16 protein-coding genes and 1 pseudogene are annotated in these 18,139 nt (G+C 51.5%); 8 read left to right on the top strand and 9 right to left on the bottom strand.

Going from position 1 to position 18,139, the window contains the following annotated elements:
• Nucleotides 1–127: 127 nt before the first annotated feature.
• A pseudogene (locus tag PTW35_RS26420) lies at nt 128–641 on the top strand (GyrI-like domain-containing protein); the annotation flags it as partial.
• Between the two features lie 174 nt (nt 642–815).
• Here the strand turns inward: PTW35_RS26420 and PTW35_RS26415 are convergent.
• Nucleotides 816–2,162 carry a magnesium transporter gene (locus PTW35_RS26415; RefSeq protein ID WP_281028167.1) on the bottom strand — a complete coding sequence of 449 codons (1,347 nt, stop codon included), beginning with the start codon at nt 2,160–2,162 and terminating at the stop codon, nt 816–818.
• Nucleotides 2,163–2,372: 210 nt separating this feature from the next.
• On the opposite strand from PTW35_RS26415, the gene PTW35_RS26410 reads away from it, so the two are divergent.
• The 3 genes from PTW35_RS26410 (at nt 2,373) to PTW35_RS26400 (ending at nt 5,078) form a co-directional block, all read left to right on the top strand.
• Nucleotides 2,373–2,573 (top strand): MbcA/ParS/Xre antitoxin family protein, encoded by a 201-nt coding sequence (locus PTW35_RS26410; RefSeq protein WP_281028166.1) that lies wholly within the window; start codon nt 2,373–2,375, stop codon nt 2,571–2,573.
• A 355-nt stretch (nt 2,574–2,928) separates the two neighbouring features.
• Nucleotides 2,929–4,128, top strand: a complete 1,200-nt coding sequence (locus tag PTW35_RS26405) for a hypothetical protein (RefSeq protein ID WP_281028165.1) — start codon at nt 2,929–2,931, stop codon at nt 4,126–4,128.
• A 119-nt stretch (nt 4,129–4,247) separates the two neighbouring features.
• On the top strand, nt 4,248–5,078 hold the full coding sequence (locus tag PTW35_RS26400; protein WP_281028164.1) for a hypothetical protein: 831 nt from the start codon (nt 4,248–4,250) through the stop codon (nt 5,076–5,078).
• A gap of 13 nt (nt 5,079–5,091) precedes the next feature.
• Here the strand turns inward: PTW35_RS26400 and PTW35_RS26395 are convergent, their stop codons facing one another.
• The 3 genes from PTW35_RS26395 to murQ all read right to left on the bottom strand — a co-directional run bounded on the left by PTW35_RS26395 (nt 5,092) and on the right by murQ (nt 7,620).
• A complete protein-coding gene (locus PTW35_RS26395; RefSeq protein ID WP_281028163.1) occupies nt 5,092–5,571 on the bottom strand; it encodes a DoxX family protein in 480 nt (159 codons plus the stop codon).
• A gap of 174 nt (nt 5,572–5,745) precedes the next feature.
• Entirely contained in the window at nt 5,746–6,297 is a 552-nt protein-coding gene (locus tag PTW35_RS26390; RefSeq protein WP_281028162.1) for a porin family protein, read from the bottom strand.
• Between the two features lie 420 nt (nt 6,298–6,717).
• Entirely contained in the window at nt 6,718–7,620 is a 903-nt protein-coding gene (murQ, locus tag PTW35_RS26385) for an N-acetylmuramic acid 6-phosphate etherase (RefSeq protein ID WP_281028161.1), read from the bottom strand.
• 470 nt (nt 7,621–8,090) lie between these two features.
• Here murQ and PTW35_RS26380 point away from each other — a divergent pair, with 470 nt between their 5' ends.
• Both PTW35_RS26380 and PTW35_RS26375 read left to right on the top strand, forming a co-directional pair.
• The gene (locus PTW35_RS26380) at nt 8,091–8,501 is read left to right on the top strand and encodes a DUF2799 domain-containing protein (RefSeq protein WP_052829554.1); all 411 of its coding nucleotides are present in this window, start codon (nt 8,091–8,093) and stop codon (nt 8,499–8,501) included.
• 92 nt (nt 8,502–8,593) lie between these two features.
• Nucleotides 8,594–9,763 carry a MerR family transcriptional regulator gene (locus PTW35_RS26375; RefSeq protein WP_281028160.1) on the top strand — a complete coding sequence of 390 codons (1,170 nt, stop codon included), beginning with the start codon at nt 8,594–8,596 and terminating at the stop codon, nt 9,761–9,763.
• Nucleotides 9,764–9,857: 94 nt separating this feature from the next.
• On the opposite strand, the gene melA is transcribed toward PTW35_RS26375, so the two are convergent.
• The 5 genes from melA to PTW35_RS26350 form a co-directional block, all read right to left on the bottom strand.
• On the bottom strand, nt 9,858–11,222 hold the full coding sequence (gene melA / locus PTW35_RS26370; protein WP_281028159.1) for an alpha-galactosidase: 1,365 nt from the start codon (nt 11,220–11,222) through the stop codon (nt 9,858–9,860).
• A gap of 83 nt (nt 11,223–11,305) precedes the next feature.
• Entirely contained in the window at nt 11,306–12,292 is a 987-nt protein-coding gene (locus tag PTW35_RS26365) for an ABC transporter permease (RefSeq protein ID WP_281028158.1), read from the bottom strand.
• On the bottom strand, nt 12,289–13,059 hold the full coding sequence (locus PTW35_RS26360; protein ID WP_281028157.1) for an ATP-binding cassette domain-containing protein: 771 nt from the start codon (nt 13,057–13,059) through the stop codon (nt 12,289–12,291). The genes PTW35_RS26365 and PTW35_RS26360 overlap by 4 nt, the downstream gene beginning before the upstream one ends.
• Nucleotides 13,059–13,955 (bottom strand): substrate-binding domain-containing protein, encoded by an 897-nt coding sequence (locus PTW35_RS26355; RefSeq protein ID WP_281029156.1) that lies wholly within the window; start codon nt 13,953–13,955, stop codon nt 13,059–13,061. Before PTW35_RS26355 ends, PTW35_RS26360 begins: the two co-directional genes overlap by 1 nt.
• A 260-nt stretch (nt 13,956–14,215) precedes the next feature.
• A complete protein-coding gene (locus PTW35_RS26350) occupies nt 14,216–15,172 on the bottom strand; it encodes a LysR family transcriptional regulator (protein WP_281028156.1) in 957 nt (318 codons plus the stop codon).
• 138 nt (nt 15,173–15,310) lie between these two features.
• On the opposite strand from PTW35_RS26350, the gene PTW35_RS26345 reads away from it, so the two are divergent.
• Nucleotides 15,311–16,768, top strand: a complete 1,458-nt coding sequence (locus PTW35_RS26345; RefSeq protein ID WP_281028155.1) for an aspartate ammonia-lyase — start codon at nt 15,311–15,313, stop codon at nt 16,766–16,768.
• Nucleotides 16,765–18,129: an MmgE/PrpD family protein gene (locus PTW35_RS26340; protein ID WP_281028154.1), complete on the top strand. Its 1,365-nt coding sequence runs from the start codon at nt 16,765–16,767 to the stop codon at nt 18,127–18,129. The genes PTW35_RS26345 and PTW35_RS26340 overlap by 4 nt, the downstream gene beginning before the upstream one ends.
• Nucleotides 18,130–18,139: the final 10 nt, after the last annotated feature.

The following is an 18,139-nucleotide window of genomic DNA, read 5'->3' as shown; positions in this document are numbered from 1 at the left end:
CGAACAACACCGTATCAACCTATTAACTGCTCATTTGTACGGTAGAAAGTGCGCAACTTTGGTCATGTAAATCATTCAACCCAACCATACTATGTTCACACCTTCTGAATTGAGACAAATTTACTCGATGACAAGAGCTAACAAGCGCCGAGAACAGCAAATTCAAACTGTCTGTCAGTATATAGATCCCCACCTTGACCTTAGAGCAACTGAGCCAGATTGCTATTTGTTCCAAATATCATTTTCAGCGAGTGTTCTCTGCATTTATGGGGATTAGTGCTACGCAATATGTGCTGCTTGCAAGGCTTAAACGAGCGTCATTTCGTTTAGCATTTGAAAAGAACATAACGGTCACAACTATCGCTTTTATTGAGCATCGAGGAAACCCCCAAAGAGTTTTTGAAACGGCAGCTAAGTTCATTGAATGGCGAAAATCGACAGGGCTTTCGCCAATAAAAACTAGCCAAACCTTTGGTATTCCTTATGGAGACCCAAGCCAAGTGCTAGAAGAAGAATTTCGATTTGATATCTGCGGCAGCCATATCGGAGAAGTGCCAGAAAACCCTTTTGGCGTAAAAGCAGGTTTTATTCCAGCAGGGCGTTGTGCAATGGTATTACATAAAGGAAGTCATAATACGATTCTCCACAAAGCCATTGTTTGATACCCAGCAACTTATAAAGCTGTTTGAGCAGGCTCAATCCATGAGTTGCGAGCTTGTCTTTTCGACTTCCGGTGAGCCGTTTTCCTCGGCGTGATACTCAAACAGCTTCGTTGAGCCCTTTCCTCTTCATAAGGTATGGGCTGGTAGCCTTTTTTACAGCAGCAGCAGCTTGGCGGTGCCGAGGAAGGCGAAGAAGCCGACCACGTCGGTAACCGTGGTGAGGATCACCGAGCCGGCCAGCGCGGGGTCAAGCTTGAGCTTGTCGAGCACGACAGGGATCAATACCCCGAACAGGGCGGCGGTGATGATATTGACCACGATGCCGACCGCGATAATCGCGCCGATCATCGGTGACTGGAACCACAGCCCCGCCATCAATCCGATCAATACTGCCCACAGCACGCCGTTGAGAAAACCTATGCCCAACTCATTGTGTAGCAGCGAGCGGCGGTTACCGGCGGTGACCTGATTAAGCGCCATACCGCGGATCATCAGGGTCAGGGTCTGACTGCCGGCAATGCCGCCCATCGAGGCGACAATTGGCATCAGGATCGCAAGGGCCACGACCTGGGCAATCACATCTTCAAACAGGCTAATAGTGATCGACGCCAGTACGGCGGTGAGGAGGTTGATGCCGAGCCACACCGCACGCTTCTTGGCACTTTTTGTTATCGGGGCGAACAGATCGTCCTCTTCACTCATACCGGCATTGGCCATCAAGGTGCTCTCGTAGTTCTCGCGCATCAGCTCCATGGCAAGGTGGGTATCAATCTCGCCTATCAGTGAGAAGTTCTCGTCAACAATCGGTAGGCTGAATTGCTGGCTGTGTTCGACAGCCTCTACCGCTTCGGTGAGCGAGGCGTCATCTTCCAGTACCAGGCAGTCGGTATTGGCCAGATTGCTCAATTTGGTCAGTGGCTCGGCTTCGTTCAGCTGCTGGTAGTTAATGGTACCGACAAACTTGGTATCGCGGGTGACCACATAAATTGAAGCCGGATACTGGTAACCGTAACGCTCCAGTAATACCTTGGCCCTTTTGGCAGAGATCCCCTGCGGCAGCGAAAGCACCTTGGGGTTGGCGTAGCGGCCGATTTGATCGTCATCGTACTGGTTGGCCCGGTCAAATAGCTCGATGTCTTCTTTGCTGAGTTTTCCGATGGCCCGTTCGATGATCTCTTCCGGCAGCGAGTCGGCCCATTCAATCAGGGAGAGGTTATCGAGCTGGCCGAGTACCAAATCCAGCTCGGTATCACTGAGTGACTGGATCACCCACTCACGCGTGTCAGCACGCATGGCGGTGAGCACATCGACGTGATCATTGAGGGGTAACTGGCGCCAGAGCTCCATACGTTGATCAAGGGGCAGTGCCTCGAACAAGGTGGCAAAGGCGCCGGCTTCTAGTTGTTGGATCTCGGGTTCATTGAATATTTGACGCTGTTCGTCGGTATCTGCGGCAGAGATGCGCTCAATGAGCAGGCTTAGATCAACGGTGTTGCTCATGCAGGTTTCCTTGTTGCAAACGCAAGCAGCCAGCGGTTGGTTGGGCTTGTTGTTTTTTGTCGTTATCTTGATGGGCTATGTACCCAAGTGGCTTGGGTATAGAGTATGGCTTTCACTTTTGTCGGTCAATTGTGATATCGCTAACTGTCGCTGTTATGAAATCAGGCTAGGTTATTGATAATGAGTTTGTGGTTGGTTAGGAGATGGAAAATGGATAAACAGCACATTCCTGAAGCGCTCTACGATGATGCCCTAGAATACTTTGGTGACCGGGCAAAAGCGGATGATTGGCTACAGACGGAAAATATTGCACTGGGTTTGGTGAGTCCGGCTTACTTATGTCGCACGGAGGAGGGGATTCGGCAAGTGACGGAGCTTTTGAACCGCCTGAAAGAAACCGGTCATATCTAGCGCCTGGAGAGATGGCGCAAAATCGTGAAAGGCTGGATGATTGAGGTCAGCCTTCATGAGAAAAGCTAATAGAATACTCAGTACAATCACCTCGATATACCTTGTAATAGTGTGTAATAGATAAAAACTTATCTCGAGTTATATTTTTCTAAGTAAGTTGCAGGATAGAAAACGATCTAGTGTGATCCTATGTACAAAAATGATTTTTTTCTATCAGTGTAAACAAATGCAATATTAAACTTTCAGAGCTACATGTTCGATAACGGTGATTTTAATTGATAATTAAGTCGTTTAGAAATTTAAAATTGCTTGAGTTTTAATTTGAAGTCATAACACTTTTTACGAGGGATATATTATGTCACAGGAAACAGAGACGTTAGATAAAAGTGTAGGTTCATCTGTTAACTCCGCAATGGATACACTAACGGCGCAGTGGTATAACGCCATGGTAACCGGGTTAGGATTAGACCCGAACCAGTTTCAGTTATATCAAGGTCCTAATTCAATGATGAGCACATCCCAGGATATGTGGAATGTGTTTAATGCCGTACCGCCAAAATCAATTAACAACTATTATAATCCTAACCAAACTAATAACTTTTCATCAGCTTATAACTTGATCCTCGAGGCACTTGTTCCAGCCTCTAACTCGAGTTTCCAGAACTGTATGGGGGATTATTATGGCAAATGGAATAGCTATTTTGAGAGTCATGATCCCGCAGAATGGACTGCTCAAGGTGTTTCAGATCTGTTTAACTCATGGGCGATGAGAAATGCTCCGGGGAAAGCAGGTTGCGTAACCGGCCTGACCAATATTTACATCAATCCGGTCGATATCGCGGTTAAAAAGTTTGCCTCGGCTGGTGGGAAATATGCCTGGAATAAAACGGCTGATCAACTAAAGTCGGCTTTAGCCGGTGGGGCACAGAAGAGTTTTACCCTCGACTCCCAAACAACAAGCAGCGATGTTAAGCATACTTGGGCGGGTGGCAATACCTCCGTATTTTTTGATATTTTTTCATTTGGTGGCGGCGGTAAGTATGACAAGCTTACGACCAAAACCACTTCTGCCGGTGTAAAGATTGATGCAGACTTTCAGAAGGTGACGACATTTACAGCCGGGCCATTGGCTGTTAATGATCCGAACGATCCAATATTGGCAGAGTTCAAAGCATGGTATGAAAGTGCCGCGCTGGCAAAGGCCTACACCACCAAAGATAATACGGTTTGGAACAACCAAAGTTCGACCACGTGGGATAAAGCCTTCGGTTCTGATGGCTTCCTCCAGCGGCTTACCTCTTCGCTCATTGTGGCAGACGGCGTAACGATTACTATGACGTCCAACGCCAGTTATGACACCTCTGAGCGTACAGAAATTGAAGCGGCGGCAAAAGCGGGTATTTGGCCATTCTTTAGCGTATCAGGCCAAGGGGGGACAACAACCGAGGTGAAATTCAACGATCAAGGTAATTTCACCATTACCACGAAGATTGCTTTGGGCAACCCTCAGGTTCTGGGTGTTCTGCAATCTCCTATGTCAACTATTTTTTCGTAGGATAGATGTGCACCATAATATCTGAATGATTAAAGGCTTCTTTTGTGAAGCCTTTATATTTTTAGAATATCGATATGAAGTAAAAATGGTATGAATTACTTCTGAAAAGGTGCCTAACTATGGATAAAACAAAGCTGGTTATTTTTATATTGGCTCTGTGGTTACCAATATACGCATCGGCTAGAGCGGGTATCAATGAAAACGATTTACAGAGAATAGGGGGGGAGTACTGGCGTAGTCAATTGGCTGAAATAGTATCCGTAACGCCGAGCAAAATTAAAATAACTCAAGGTTTTATGGCGTTAGGTTATGACTCATATCATCTTTGGAGTGTGTTTGATGCCATGGCAAATTATGAAGGCGAGGTTTATTACAATCCCGCTCAATTTAACAGTTTTGCTTCGGACTATGGTGATAAGTTATATAACTTACCCGTTGAATCCGTCAGCAGGAAACGGTGTGATCTTGACAAGGCGGTTATTCGCTATGACAAGAGTGATGGAATTTACGCATGGAGTAAAACACTAGAACAACTAAATGACGAGCTGCTTAATAGTCAGGCCTTGAAATATAGCTCCAGCAAGACCTTTGATATTGATAGCAATTCCAACGAGCAGGCAGCTTATACGGTTAAAGTCGACGTGGACTATGAGCAGTTCATCGTGTTTTATGCCGAGCCCTACAGCAGTGATATCCGCAATACAGAATTACAGGACTATACCCCTTGGTATAGCCCTTGTGTTTTACCATATGTACTTAGTCAAAAACCGGATGAAAAAGAATCAAGGTTAAACCAAACGACTGCCCTTGTTGTCGCCAATAAGGGTAAGAAGTGCGTATATATTCTCAATCATGCGCAGAACCACCATGATTGCAGCACGCTCTCTGCCCCCTCCATTATCGCTGTCATCACAGTCCCCCTAGTGGATCTGTATGCTCAGACCCCTTGACCGCAATTGTGAACTAAAGACTTTGGCGGGCAGGCTCAGCCTTGTGATGGGGATGTGTTTTTTTCATCAGTAAGCGATCAACGCTGAGGCGACCGGCGCCCGAAATCAGCAGCGAGACCGACATCGCTAACAGGGCCAAGCCAAATTCGTAGCCGCCGTTAGACATGAATAGGCCGTTGTCCAAATGCACGGTAACAATGGCAACCAGCATCGTCACCGCCAGTACCAAGGCACTTGGGCGAGTGAGTAGGCCAAGCAGAATAAATAAGCCACCGAAGAATTCTGCGCCACCGGCCATCAGTGCCATTACAAAGCCCGGTTCGAGGCCGATGGAGGCCATCCATTGACCAGTTCCCTCAAGACCGTAACCGCCAAACCAGCCAAATAGCTTCTGCGCGCCGTGGGCCATGAAAATGATCCCTGCCGGTACGCGCAGGGCAAGAGGGGCAAAGCTGGCTTGCGACGAAAGTGTTTTGCTAATTAATGTGTTCATTATGTTGTCCTCGAATAGGTCGGCAAATCCTTCTTGCCGGATAACTGTCCTGTGCTGTTGGGTACAGAATAGGCAGCATTGCTTTAGAACAACATCAGGCTAGGTTGAGCCTTTTGTTCAAAAAATTCGAACGAACTAAATGGCAAACCCTTAACTGCAAGCGATATGTCGTTGTTAAAACTTAAAATTAACCCCCATCAAATAGTGATTGCTGCTAAAACTGTTGGGCAGTTCGATGCGCTGGTACTCAGCACTGATGCCGAAATTTTTGCCAAGTGCCAGCTCGGTGCCTAGGGCAATATAGGGCGAAAATCCACGCTCGGTGCGGGTATGCCAGTTGTCCTTGCTCTTGCGGGTATCAATGTCGATGGCGGCGTAGTTGATGCCTCCTCGGGCATAGATATTGGAATAGCGCGTCAGCGGGTATTCCGCTTTGAGCCCCAACAACCCGCCGCTGTAGCTGGAGATGGACTGGCTTAGGCCAAGCGAGCCTATGTAGCTCAGTCCGCCGCTGTTGGCAAAGTAGCCGGTGTCGAGCGAGAAATACGGGTTGAAGTGGTAGTTATAACCGAGCTCGAAGGTCAAGCCGGCATCGCTGTTACTATAGTGATTGCTTGTTATCGTGCCCCCGCCGAAGCGCACCCCAATTTCGTGGTTAATGGCTTGGCCTGAAGCATAGCTGTAGATTGGGCATAGCAGCACAATAGCCGGGATAAGTTTTCTCATAAAATACACTGTTTTATTGGTTTTGGAGATTGTAGCCATGGGGCGGCAGGAGCTCAATGGGTCGGTACAAAGTCATACAGTGTTTCTAGAGGCCGGTAACTGGCGTATCTATATGTTTTGCATGGCCTGGGGCAATCTTCTATCGGGGCTGTAAATAGATTGTTTGCGTGATGAAGCAAGATCAGTCTCAAAAGTGAGAGTTGAGCTAATATTAATGTAGTTGTGCCAGTTTTGGTTAAGGATGCTATGGCTATGATGGATACAGATACACTATTTACCTGTATCTACTTGCTAGAATTTGACTCGCTAATTGTGTCTAGATTTGGACACTCGCAAATTTCGCTCAGCCTCGGCTGGGCATTTTTATTTCTGCCCTTCCACTTTGCAGCGGTCTTGCTTCAGCTGAGCTTTCAATCTGCTTTACTGGCTAGAAATTGCCTTGCGGGTGAAACCTTGGCTTTCATCCAGTAGCGAAGTGGCTTGTTTGGCATCAACACCGGCTAGCAGCATGACGATCGCTGTTTTGCAGTGGCCGTTGCAGGCTTCCAGTGCTTCAATGGCCTGCTCGCGGCTACACTCTGTGGCGGCCATGACAATATTCTTCTGCCGCTCGACCAGCTTGGCGTTGGTGGCTTCGACATCCACCATCAAGTTGCCATAGACCTTACCGGTTTTGATCATCGCGCCGGTGGTTAGCATGTTGAGGATCAGTTTCTGTGCTGTGCCTGCTTTCAGGCGTGATGATCCGGTGACGATTTCAGGCCCAACAACCGGGGTGATAGCGATATCGGCAGCTTGGCTCATCGGGCTCTGCGGGTTGCAGCTGATACACGCCACGGTTGCGCCAACGGACTTGGCATAGTCCATCGCGCCGAGTACATAGGGTGTCCGGCCACTGGCGGCAATACCGACTAATACATCTTTGCTGCTGAAATCCAGTGCTTGCAGATCGCCAGCCCCCATTTCACGGTTGTCCTCGGCATTTTCGACCGCTTTGAGAATGGCTTTATGGCCACCGGCAATAAGCCCTACCACTTGTTCTGGCTTGCTGCCAAAAGTGGGTGGGCACTCACTGGCATCCAGAATACCGAGGCGCCCAGATGTGCCTGCGCCACTGTAGATGAGCCTGCCGCCTTGCATAAAGGCATCGGCAATGGCATCGACCGCCCGGGCGATATCAGGCAGTACCGCTTCGACGGCTAGCGCGACTTTCTGATCTTCCTGATTGATGACGCTTAGCATATCGATGGTTGATAGTGTATCAATCTCGGCACTGGCACTGTTGCGGCTTTCAGTCACCATCTTGGTCAAATCAATTTTCATTCTGGGGTCCGTTGTAATGAGGTACCACTATCTTAAGTTATGACAAGGCTCGGAGCTAGGCACGACTGAGATTTGGCCTGCAAGATAGCATTAAGTATCATTTGAAATGTATCTTTATGGGGCGCATTGCTATAACATGTATTTGAAAGTTTTGTTTTTGGTGCGCTATCACCCGCCTCATAAGGAAGTACATAATAATGAATTTTAAAATGACGTTTGCACTGATTTTCGCCATGGCCCTGTCATTGTCGATGATTGCCCCGTTGCTGATTTTTGCGTAGTAACATTGTTCATTCACTGCCGGTAGCCCACCGGCAGTTTATTGTTGTTCTTTCCTGCTTCCCCTTCCTGCATTGGCACAAACGTTACTAAGAGTACTGCTCGAATACGTCTTATTGATTGATATAAAAACACTATTGGCCTGTGCCATAATTATCCATTGCTGACATTTCTTGTTTGGATAAACATTAATGCATAACAAAAATCTGATACGAGCACTGGCTGGCCCTTTCATGGTGCTGGCTCTGAGTGCATGCAGTACCAATTACGTCGATAGCTATGTCGCGGCCAACGACTGGCAGTCGCTGGGTGAGCAAGATGCGCTCAAGGGCCACCGGGTGAGGGATCTCTCTTCGTTGGCAAACGGCGACTTATTGGCAGCGCAACAAAAATACAGCGTCGGTTATGAAATGGGCCGCGCTGAATACTGTGACGTCGACAAGGCGTGGCAACTGGGCAAGTCAGGCCAAAACTATTTCGGTATCTGCGACGGGTTGCCACATGGCAATGAATTTAGGCAGCAGTACCAGTATGGCCATGATGCTTTTGTGATAGAGATGGAGCGGGAAAGCTCGGCAAACGGGTTTGGCTTTGGCTATTAGAGATGCTGAAGAAACAACGCTGATTGTTTGACTGTTGACCTGTCTATAGCTTCATAGTTTAAGGTAGCGACTTCATTGCATAGGGCTTGGCCATGTATCGGATTTCAGAATTAGCAGAGCAAGTGGGCCTGTCGCGCTCAACATTGCTGTACTACGAGAAGCTAGGCTTGATTGCCGGTAAGCGGCTCGACAACGGTTACCGCAGCTATAGCGAGCGGGATCTGCAGCGCTTGCGCTTGTTGCAGCAGCTGCAGGCTGGCGGGTTGACCCTCAAGGAGTGCCAGGCTTGCCTGGAAGCCAAGGTCGACCGCCAATTGCTGCTCAGCCGCATGCAGCAGCTTGATGAAGAGATCGCCCACAAACAGCAATCACGGAATTTGCTCGCCGCGATGCTGGGCGAGTCGGACATGACGACGTGGCACCAGTCGTTGGAGCAGACTGCCCCGGATGCGCATTTGGATTGGTTGATAAAGCAGGGGTTTGATGAGAAACAGGCCCTGAGACTGAAGTGGTTATCAAAAGACATGAATACACACGAACAATATATGGCGGACTTCAACACGATATTTGAAAGCCTAGATCGCTGGGGACCGGGCTTGGAGGCCGAAACGATCAAGGCCTTCAATCTGCTGCCATCAGTGCCGCAGACAATCTTGGAGATCGGGTGTGGTCAGGGCATTGCAACGACAGTGCTTGCGAACCAGTCCGATGCGGTGATCACTGCGGTCGACAACCATGAAGACGCTCTTAGCAGGCTGCGAGAGCGCGCTGTTGAGGCTGGTGTTGAAGATAAAGTTATTACCCAGTGTGCCAGCATGACCGACCTGCCATTTAGCAATAGTAGCTTCGATGTGATCTGGGCCGAGGGCTGTGCCTATATCATGGGAGTGAACAAAGCTTTCAAGCAGTGGCGCCCGTTGCTGAAAGAGAAAGGCGTATTGGTGCTGAGCGATCTGGTTTGGCATTGCGACAACCCAAGTGCACAAAGGCAGGCGTTTTGGAACAAAGAATACCCGGACATGACCACCGTTGAAGAGCGCCTCAAACAGGCGCAGGCGGCAGGTTATCACGTGCTGGGGAGCTTCGCCTTGAGTGATGAGGCGTGGCAGGCGTATTTTGTGCCACTCCAGTTACGGGTCAACGAGCTGAAAGAGACCTTGGCCGAGTCGCAGGCGATCAAGGATATCCAGACCGAATTGGATATCTATCACCAGGGGTTCGAGCAGTTCGGCTACCAGGTGTTTATCCTGCAAAAAAGATAAAGTTGAAACCATGCCTGCTGGGCTTGGAGAGATGTGAAAGTGAAACGGCAGGCTCCGCTATGTGCGAAGCCTGCCGTTTTTTTTGGGTTAGGGTTTAGTGCTTGTAACTCTTCAACCAAGGTTGCTGGGCGTCAACTAATTCACTGAACATCCCATCTATTTGCGACAGGGTGCAGATGGAAGCCGTGACCGGATCCAATGCCAACGCGTAGCGGGCCGCTTCGAGGTTATGGCTGAGGGCGGCTTCGACAATCAGCTCCTGCACCGCGGTGTTGGTCTTGATCAGGCTGGCGCACTGGGTCGGCAGGCGGCCCATGTGCTGAGGTTGGAGACCTTTTTGATCGACCCAAATAGGGACTTCGACCACACAGTTCTGTGGCAGGTTGTCGATCAGCAGACCATCAGGCTGGTGGTTGGCGACATTGCCGTTGATGCGGGTACGCTCACCGCTGAGCATCGCATTGATCAGCTTGGGCGCATTGAGCATGTTGGGTGCGATGACAAACTTCGCTTTGCCCGCAAGCTGGGCATCGATTTCGGCTTTGCCTGCACTATGCACCTGTTCCTCCAGTGCCAGCAGGTTCCAGCGCTCAGGAAGGAAGTGGTTGATCATCGCTTCGTTTTTCCTGAAATAGGGCACATAATCGCTGCAATGCCAGTGATTTTCAGTACACCAGTAGCCGAAGAATTTGAGCATTTCGCAGCGCACGCCGTCAGCCCGGTAGACCTTCGGGTCTTTAGTGATATCACCAAGGTTTGCCAGAAGATCCTTACCCTCTGCCTGCATTTTAGTTATCCAGGTCATGTGGTTGATGCCGGCAAACTCGTAATCGATATGTTCGGGCACCTCATGGTACATTAGCCGTTGCCACTTCTCTGGGGTTGAGGGGTGATCAACCCACGGTCCCTGTCCGAGATAGCCGGCCAGCTGTGCGGCGGTATAGCGTACGCCGTAGCACAGCCCGACAGAGCTGACCGGGCTGAAGTCCTTGGCGGCCCAGGTGAGCGGGGCCAGCGGGTTGGCGTAGTTGATAAACAGGGCATCGGGGCAGATCTGCTCCATATCACGCAGTATCGCCAGCATCGGTGGTATATGGCGCAGTGCCCTGAAAATCCCTCCCGGCCCCATGGTGTCGCCAACTTCTTGGATAACGCCGTATTTTGCTGGGATATCCATATCAAGTCGCCATGGCTCCAGGCCTCCAACCTGAATGGCGTTGATCACAAAGTCAGCGCCTTGCAAGGCCTCCCGTTGGTCGGTGGACATTTTCACCGTGACGGGATAATTGGCCTGCTCGACCATTTTTGCCACAACTTGTCCGCTACGGGAAAGTACGTCGGGCTGGATATCCATCAGCATCAGGGTGGAGCCTGCCAGTGATGGGTAGGACAGCAATGCGGAGCAAATCTGGCGGGTGAACATGACGCTGCCCGCCCCAATAATTGTTATTTGTGCCATATCGAATCCTTTGGTTTGAAAACCGTTTACTTTGAAAGCCATTTACCTTGAGGGCCGCAATACCGCAGGGTGGATCCGTGCCGCTATGTTTTGGTCACTAGCCTGCGCCAAGTCCCCGAGTTTTGCTTGAGGAGGATGCTGTGTACCACCAAAGAAAGCAGGATGATCACGCCGTAGATCAGACGGGTCCAAAAGCCGGCCAATCCCGCGCTGATGATTCCGGCTTCGAGAATACCAATGATGCAGGCGCCAAATAGCGTGCCGAGCAGGGTGCCGCGGCCGCCGAGCACGGAGGTACCGCCAATGAATACCGAGGCGAAGACCAGCAGCATGTAACCCTGCCCTTGGTTCGGCCACCAACTGCTCATCTCCAAACTGACAAATGTCCCGACTAGCGCCGAAATAGCGCCCATCTGCATGAACAGCAGCATCCGGGTGCGCTCAACGGGCACGCCCATCACTCTTGCCGCCCTCGGGTTATCGCCGATGAAGTTGATGTTGTCGCCGAACACGTGCCAAGCCAGCAACAGCCATAGCACCAACAGCAAGGCACCCGCCCATAGCACCTGGACCGGAATAACCTCGGCAATACGGCCGACCAGAAGGCTGTGAAGCAGGGTTTGTCGCACCTCGGGAATACTCATTGCGATACCGTCGGCGAGGACGGTCGTCAGCCCGCCGAGGAAGAACTGGGTACCGATGGTGGCGATGATCGATGGGATCCGAAATACCACGACGAGACATCCGTTAAGTACCCCGCAGGCAATACCGGCTATCAGGGCACCAGCTAAGGCGATAAGCGGCGACTGGGTAGCCTTGAACAGGGCGGCAAACACATAGCCGCCGAGGGCTACCACCGACGGGAAGCTCATGTCGATCTCTCGGGCAATGATCAGTAGGGTCAGTGCAAACGCCAGCATCGCCGTGAATGGGATGGTCGACATGAAAGAGGTGTAGATACGCAGGTTGAAGAACGTCTGCGGACTGAGGTAGGCAAAGATTGACCACAGCGATACCAGGATCAAGGCCGTCAGTGCCGGGATGCGGTGGCGGGAGAGAAACGTCATCATGCGCCCCTCCCAATCGCATCGAGCAATGCCCGGTGCAAGGCTTCCTGGGTCATTTCGGCCTTGTGGTACTCGGCGACGATTTGTCCCCGATCCATCACCACAAAACGGTCGGCGACCCGGAAGGCATCGTTCATATTGTGGGTGATCAGCAGGCAGGCCCGGTTTTGTTCACGCAATGTTTCAATAAAGCACAGTACCTTGTCGACTTCGCCGACTGACAGTGCCGTCGTTGGTTCATCCAAGATCACCACGCTGGCATCGAACAGCATTGCCCGGCCAATTGCCAGTCCCTGGCGCTCGCCGCCTGACAGCAGGTTTACCGGTGTGTCGATGTTGGCGCCCACTCCGCGGAAGTCGAGCTTTCTCAGCAGAGCCTCAGCCTGCCGGCGCTCTTTTTTCTGATCGATAAAGCCAAACCTGTTGCGAAGATGACGTCCCAGAAACAGGTTGCGCCACACACTTTGCTGCTCGCCCAAAGACCCGGATTGATAGACTGTTTCGATGCCCAGCTGGCGGGCCATTTTCACGTTGTAGCGTTTTAAGTCAACGGCTTGGCCGTCAACCTTGATTCGCCCTTGTTGCAACGCCTCCTGTTCAATGGTCTCGGCTCCGCTGATTAATTTGATCAGGGTTGATTTACCCGCGCCATTATCGCCGAGCAGGGCACAGACTTCACCGCGCTTGAGGGAAAAGTGAATATGTTTTAACGCGTGGACGGGGCCGAACCACTTGTTCAGCCCCGAGATTTCAAGCACATTGTCAGCCATTAACGGATGCCTTTGGCCGCTAGTGGAGCAATGAAGTCGATGTTATCGGCAGTGACGAAGCCCGCGCCGGTATTGATATCTAGGCCGGAGAAACCATAGCGCTTGCTCAGTACCACCTGTACCACGGATAAGTAACCCATTAGGTAGGGTTGGCTATCTGCTGCCAGTTGGACATAGCCGGTTTTGATGGCATCGGCAGTAGCTGGCGAGAGGCTGAAGCCAGCGACAAACAGCTCGTTGGGACGTACCCCCGCGTTACGTAGGAAGTTGCCCATCTGCGAGGTTAGTGCGCCGTGGTCGACCATGATTAATTTCACGTCTGGGGTGCGGGCCAGATAGGCCGATAGCGCGCTGGTGCCAAGGGATGGATCTTTATCGACTTCCGGTGAAATCTGGATGAAGTCAACGTTAAGCCCGGCCTTTTCGAGGGTGGAGATCAGCCCTCGGGTAGAATCGCTGCGCTCGGCAATATCTTTAATTCCCCATACCATGGCGCGGTCACCGGCCTTGAAATGCCCTTTGCGAAGCGCTTGATTGGCGAGCTGTACACCGCGCTCGGCATTGCTGACACCGACATAGCCAAAGCCTTCAGCCTGTTTGCCTGCCATGGTTTGCGGCAGGGCGGTATCAACTGCGGTGACCTTGATGCCTTTGCTATAGGCTTCGTCGATCAAAGGCTGGTAGGCGCTGTCACCAGGGTGCCCCATCACAACGATACCGGTTGGCTTGGCTGCAAGGGCCTGCTTGAAGTTTTCGACCATCTTCTGCGGCTGCCAGTCGGAATAGACAACTCGCAAGTCGACGCCGAGATCTTCAGCTGCTTGAACCGCACCATTCTGCACCACCGTCGCGTATGGGCCACCGACAGGCCCCCCGACATCAAACCAAATGGACATATCCTTTCCCGAAGGGGCAGCAGGCACCGATAGCGATGTTGTCGCCAGTAATACGGCGGCCACGGCGAGGTGGGATTTACGTGTTTGTTTGCGGAATAATGTTCTGAGCTTGTCGGTCATCTTGATACTCCAGAGCTTCATATATACTAATTGCACATGATACTGCTACCATTGGTCGCCAGAATCAAAATAAAGCACTGAAAACTAAGATCTTATGGCATGCCTTTTGTCAGAAAGTTTGACGTATACCCCAATCTGCATCATTGATTTGGGCTTTGGTTTAGTCCGACAGACATCCATTTCCACCGGCTTTGCACCTCAAAGACTTTCTGGTTGAGGATAATATCGCGCACATCGGTGACAAACTGCTGCAGTAGACTGTCAGATTCGCCTTTGCGGGAAATCACTACCAGTTGGCGGGTCATGCTTGGTGGCGGAAGAGGGTGGCAGTCGACATGATCCAACAAGTTGAGCTGGCGGGCGAGGAAGGTGGGGGTTGTCAGTGACCAGCCCAGCCCTTCGGCGACCATGCCCAGGACATTATCAGCTCGATCCAGTGAGTACTGGCTGGTGACATTGATATTGCGCCATTTAAGCCAGTTATTGGTCTGGGTACCGGTCGGCGTCCAGTTTTCATAGCCGATATAAGGTTGGCAGCCAGCCAGGCTTTTGATGTCTTGCTGTTGCCAGTCTTTGGGAGTGACGATGACATACTGCTCGTTCAGCAAAGGCACCATAGCCAAGCTCTGCGGGACATCCTGGTTCGCCATAGTAATGATGATATCGCTCTTGCCCGCCTGTAGCGAAGCCAGCAGCTCTGGCGCCGTGCCGGTCACCTGATGGACATGGGCCACCTTGGGCTGCAGGTACTTGAGGATCTCAATACCGGCCAGTTGGGTCACTGAATCCACCATGCCCAGCCGCAGCCGCGGCAATTTCCCTTTTTCTATCGAGTGCATCCAGTCTTGCAGCTTGCGCGACTCGATGAGGAGCTTGCTGCCTTGCTCATAGAGTTCTCGGCCGGAAATAGTCAGCTGGATTGGCCGCTTGCTGCGGTCGAGCAGTTTGCTGTCAAGGGCGTGCTCGAGGCTTTGGACAAGCTGGGAAACCGCTGACTGGGTTAGGTTGAGTTGCTTGGCCGCTTGGCTGAACGAGCCTGATTCAACCACGGAAATGAAGGTACGTAACTGGCGCAGATCAAAAGCAATATTATCCATAACTTGCTCGTATTATAAGCTTAACTAATAGTATTAATTATATTCCCGACTGCTAATCAAGTACCGACCGACTTCAAATTTTCAGTGCATCATCTGAAATACAATTGCCCCAGTTAAACAAATCAGTGGAATTGAGCAATGAGAAAAGAAGTCGATGTATTAGGTGAAATGATGTTACCTAATGAGGCCTACTATGGCATCCAGACCCAAAGGGCGGTCGAGAACTTTGCGGTCTCTGGCCGTACGGCAGCAGAGGTCCCTCATTACATTTGGTCGGTGGCGGCGCTCAAACAGGCTGCGGCAAAGGCAAATTGCCAGATTGGTGCATTGGACAAAACCATTGCCGATGCCATCATCCAGGCTGCTCAGGAAGTGATGGATAAACAATTCGATGATCAATTCCCGATTGATGTGTTTCAGGGCGGCGGCGGCACCTCAACCAACATGAATGCCAATGAAGTCATCGCCAACCGGGCCAATGAAATCCTGACCGGTAGCAAGGGGTATGAGGTGGTTCACCCTAACACCCACGTCAACATGGGCCAGTCGACCAACGACGTTATCCCAGCGGCAATGAAGATGACCTGCCGTATGAATCTGCACGCGCTAATTGCCGAAGTGGCGGCGCTTGAAGCCATGCTGGAAGAGAAGACCCAGGCGTTTGACCATGTGGTTAAATTAGCCCGTACTTGCCTGCAGGATGCGGTGCCTATCACCCTAGGCCAGCAGTTCAGTGGCTATCTCCACCAAGTTCGCCGGTTGCATCAGGCGCTGATTGCCGCCAACCACCAAAACTTGGATTTACCACTCGGTGCAACCGCTGTCGGTACCGGCCTGTCGACCCACGAAGGTTATCTTGAGCAGGTGTATATCGAGCTGCAGGCCATCACCAATGAGCCTTTCGTGGCTGAGGAAAATTTCTTCGACGGGTTGCAAAATGGTGATGCCTATCTAGAAGTTGCGGCTCAGCTGAAGAAGTTGGCTGCGTTTTTATCAAAGATGGCGACAGATTTCCGCATCCAGGGCAGTGGTCCTCGCGCCGGCTTCAATGAACTGTTGATCCCGGCGGTTCAGCCTGGTTCAAGTATTATGCCGGGCAAGATCAATCCGGTGATGCCTGAGCTGATCAACCAAATCGCCTACCAGGTTATTGGCAACGATGTCGCGATTACCATGGCCGTTGAAGGCGGCGAGCTTGATCTCAATGTCTGGGAGCCGGTGATTATCAAGTCCTTGTTCGAGTCATGCACTTTGCTGACCAATGCCATCCCGCTGTTTGTTGAAAAATGCCTTAAAGACTTGATACCCAATGAAGCGGTATGCCGTGAATATGCCGAGAAAAGTACGGCTCTGGCGACAGTGATTGCCACCCTGTTTGGTTACAAGGTGGGCAGCAAAGTCGCAGTAAAAGCGTTTGAGGAAAACCGTACCGTTCGTGATGTGGTGTTGGGTGATGGACTGCTTACCCCAGAGCAGGCCGACTACCTGCTGGATCCTATGGTGATGACCGATCCGAAAGCCAGTGCCGCCGCCGTGAAGCGTTACCTGCGTGAGGTGAAAGCGGAAGTGAACACCTCTCTAGAGGAAATGGCATGATGAATAGGCCGTTATTGGCTCAGATCGCCCACTGGTGCGTCAACCTCAAATGGCAGGATATTCCCAGGCCGGTAGTCGAGGTTGCACGCACCGCCCTGACGGACTACGTCGCGGTTACTATCGCGGGCAGTGAGATGCCTGTCGCGCAAAATATCCAGAAGTTGGTTGGGTCTAGAGTCCCGTCGGGTCGGTGCAATATTTTTGGCACCGGCCAGACAAGCTCGGCCGCCTATGCCAGCTATGCCAACGGTGCGGCCTCGCATGCCTTGGACTTTGATGATGTCAGCTGGGCGACGATTGGCCATCCGACCGTGACGGTCGCCCCCGCGGCATTTGCCATGGCCCAGGAGCGCCAGCTGAGCGGCGACGCGATTTTGCTGGCTTATATTGCGGGGTTCGAAGCCCAGCACCAGATCGCCCGCTGGCTAATGCCGACGCTGTCTGAGCAGGGCTGGCATACCACACCGACAATAGGCGTGTTCGGTGCCGCGGTGGCATCGGGTTTGCTGATGGAACTGGACGAACACGCCCTGACTCATGCCTTGGCTATTGCGGCCTCGTCGGCATCGGGCGTTCGAGGTAATTTCGGCAGCCAAACCAAGGCCATGCACGCCGGACTCGCTGCCTTCAACGGCGTCAACGCGGCTGAGCTGGCGCAAATCGGAGTGACTGGACAGCCTAATGTCATCGAGGCGGCAGATGGTTTCGGCCAGTGCTTTGCGCTGCGTACGGACCTTGCTGATGCAAAGGTCACACTGGGTGAGTATTGGGATCTGCAGGAAAACGGCTTGGTATTCAAGCAATACCCATGCTGCAGCGGTAGCCATCCTGCCATCGACTGCTGGGATGAGCTGCTGCATGAGCGCCAACTCACTCCAGGAGACATTGAGTTTATCCAGGTGGGGGCCAGCTTGCTCGGCCCAAGAGAGCTGGTTTGTTCCAAGCCGCAAAATGCCATTGAAGCCAAATTCTCGATGCAGTATGCCTTGGCTGCCCGTTTGGTTTACGGCGCAGTAGGCGTGGCGGAATTTGCTGATAGGAAAGTGCAGGATGAACGCATTCAGGCGCTAATGGCAAGGATCCAGATGCGGGTCGATCCCGAGCTGGAAAAACTGGGCTTTATCGGCACCGCACCGGTCAAGATCCGGGTGACGCTGACCTCAGGAGAAACCATCGCCATCGCCAATGATCTTGCCAAGGGCAATCCGGAAAAGCCCCTTTCCACCCAAGATATCGAGAAAAAGTTCACGGCCTGTGTCGCGCCCCAAGTCGGCGAGGGAAAATGCCGCCAGTGGCTGGCGCTACTGGCTCAATTTGAATCGGCCAGCAGTGCCGAAATAAAGGAACTCCTGAAGCAATAACGGGAGCGGA

The organism is Photobacterium sp. DA100 (assembly GCF_029223585.1).
Lineage (GTDB): Bacteria > Pseudomonadota > Gammaproteobacteria > Enterobacterales > Vibrionaceae > Photobacterium.
This window is presented reverse-complemented; position numbering and strand designations above follow the sequence as displayed.

Coding starts and splice junctions, on each gene's coding strand:
- PTW35_RS26415 (WP_281028167.1), bottom strand. CDS start 2,162: ATGAGCAACACCGTTGATCTAAGCCTGCTCATTGAGCGCATCTCTGCC.
- PTW35_RS26410 (WP_281028166.1), top strand. CDS start 2,373: ATGGATAAACAGCACATTCCTGAAGCGCTCTACGATGATGCCCTAGAA.
- PTW35_RS26405 (WP_281028165.1), top strand. CDS start 2,929: ATGTCACAGGAAACAGAGACGTTAGATAAAAGTGTAGGTTCATCTGTT.
- PTW35_RS26400 (WP_281028164.1), top strand. CDS start 4,248: ATGGATAAAACAAAGCTGGTTATTTTTATATTGGCTCTGTGGTTACCA.
- PTW35_RS26395 (WP_281028163.1), bottom strand. CDS start 5,571: ATGAACACATTAATTAGCAAAACACTTTCGTCGCAAGCCAGCTTTGCC.
- PTW35_RS26390 (WP_281028162.1), bottom strand. CDS start 6,297: ATGAGAAAACTTATCCCGGCTATTGTGCTGCTATGCCCAATCTACAGC.
- murQ (WP_281028161.1), bottom strand. CDS start 7,620: ATGAAAATTGATTTGACCAAGATGGTGACTGAAAGCCGCAACAGTGCC.
- PTW35_RS26380 (WP_052829554.1), top strand. CDS start 8,091: ATGCATAACAAAAATCTGATACGAGCACTGGCTGGCCCTTTCATGGTG.
- PTW35_RS26375 (WP_281028160.1), top strand. CDS start 8,594: ATGTATCGGATTTCAGAATTAGCAGAGCAAGTGGGCCTGTCGCGCTCA.
- melA (WP_281028159.1), bottom strand. CDS start 11,222: ATGGCACAAATAACAATTATTGGGGCGGGCAGCGTCATGTTCACCCGC.
- PTW35_RS26365 (WP_281028158.1), bottom strand. CDS start 12,292: ATGATGACGTTTCTCTCCCGCCACCGCATCCCGGCACTGACGGCCTTG.
- PTW35_RS26360 (WP_281028157.1), bottom strand. CDS start 13,059: ATGGCTGACAATGTGCTTGAAATCTCGGGGCTGAACAAGTGGTTCGGC.
- PTW35_RS26355 (WP_281029156.1), bottom strand. CDS start 13,955: ATGTCCATTTGGTTTGATGTCGGGGGGCCTGTCGGTGGCCCATACGCG.
- PTW35_RS26350 (WP_281028156.1), bottom strand. CDS start 15,172: ATGGATAATATTGCTTTTGATCTGCGCCAGTTACGTACCTTCATTTCC.
- PTW35_RS26345 (WP_281028155.1), top strand. CDS start 15,311: ATGAGAAAAGAAGTCGATGTATTAGGTGAAATGATGTTACCTAATGAG.
- PTW35_RS26340 (WP_281028154.1), top strand. CDS start 16,765: ATGATGAATAGGCCGTTATTGGCTCAGATCGCCCACTGGTGCGTCAAC.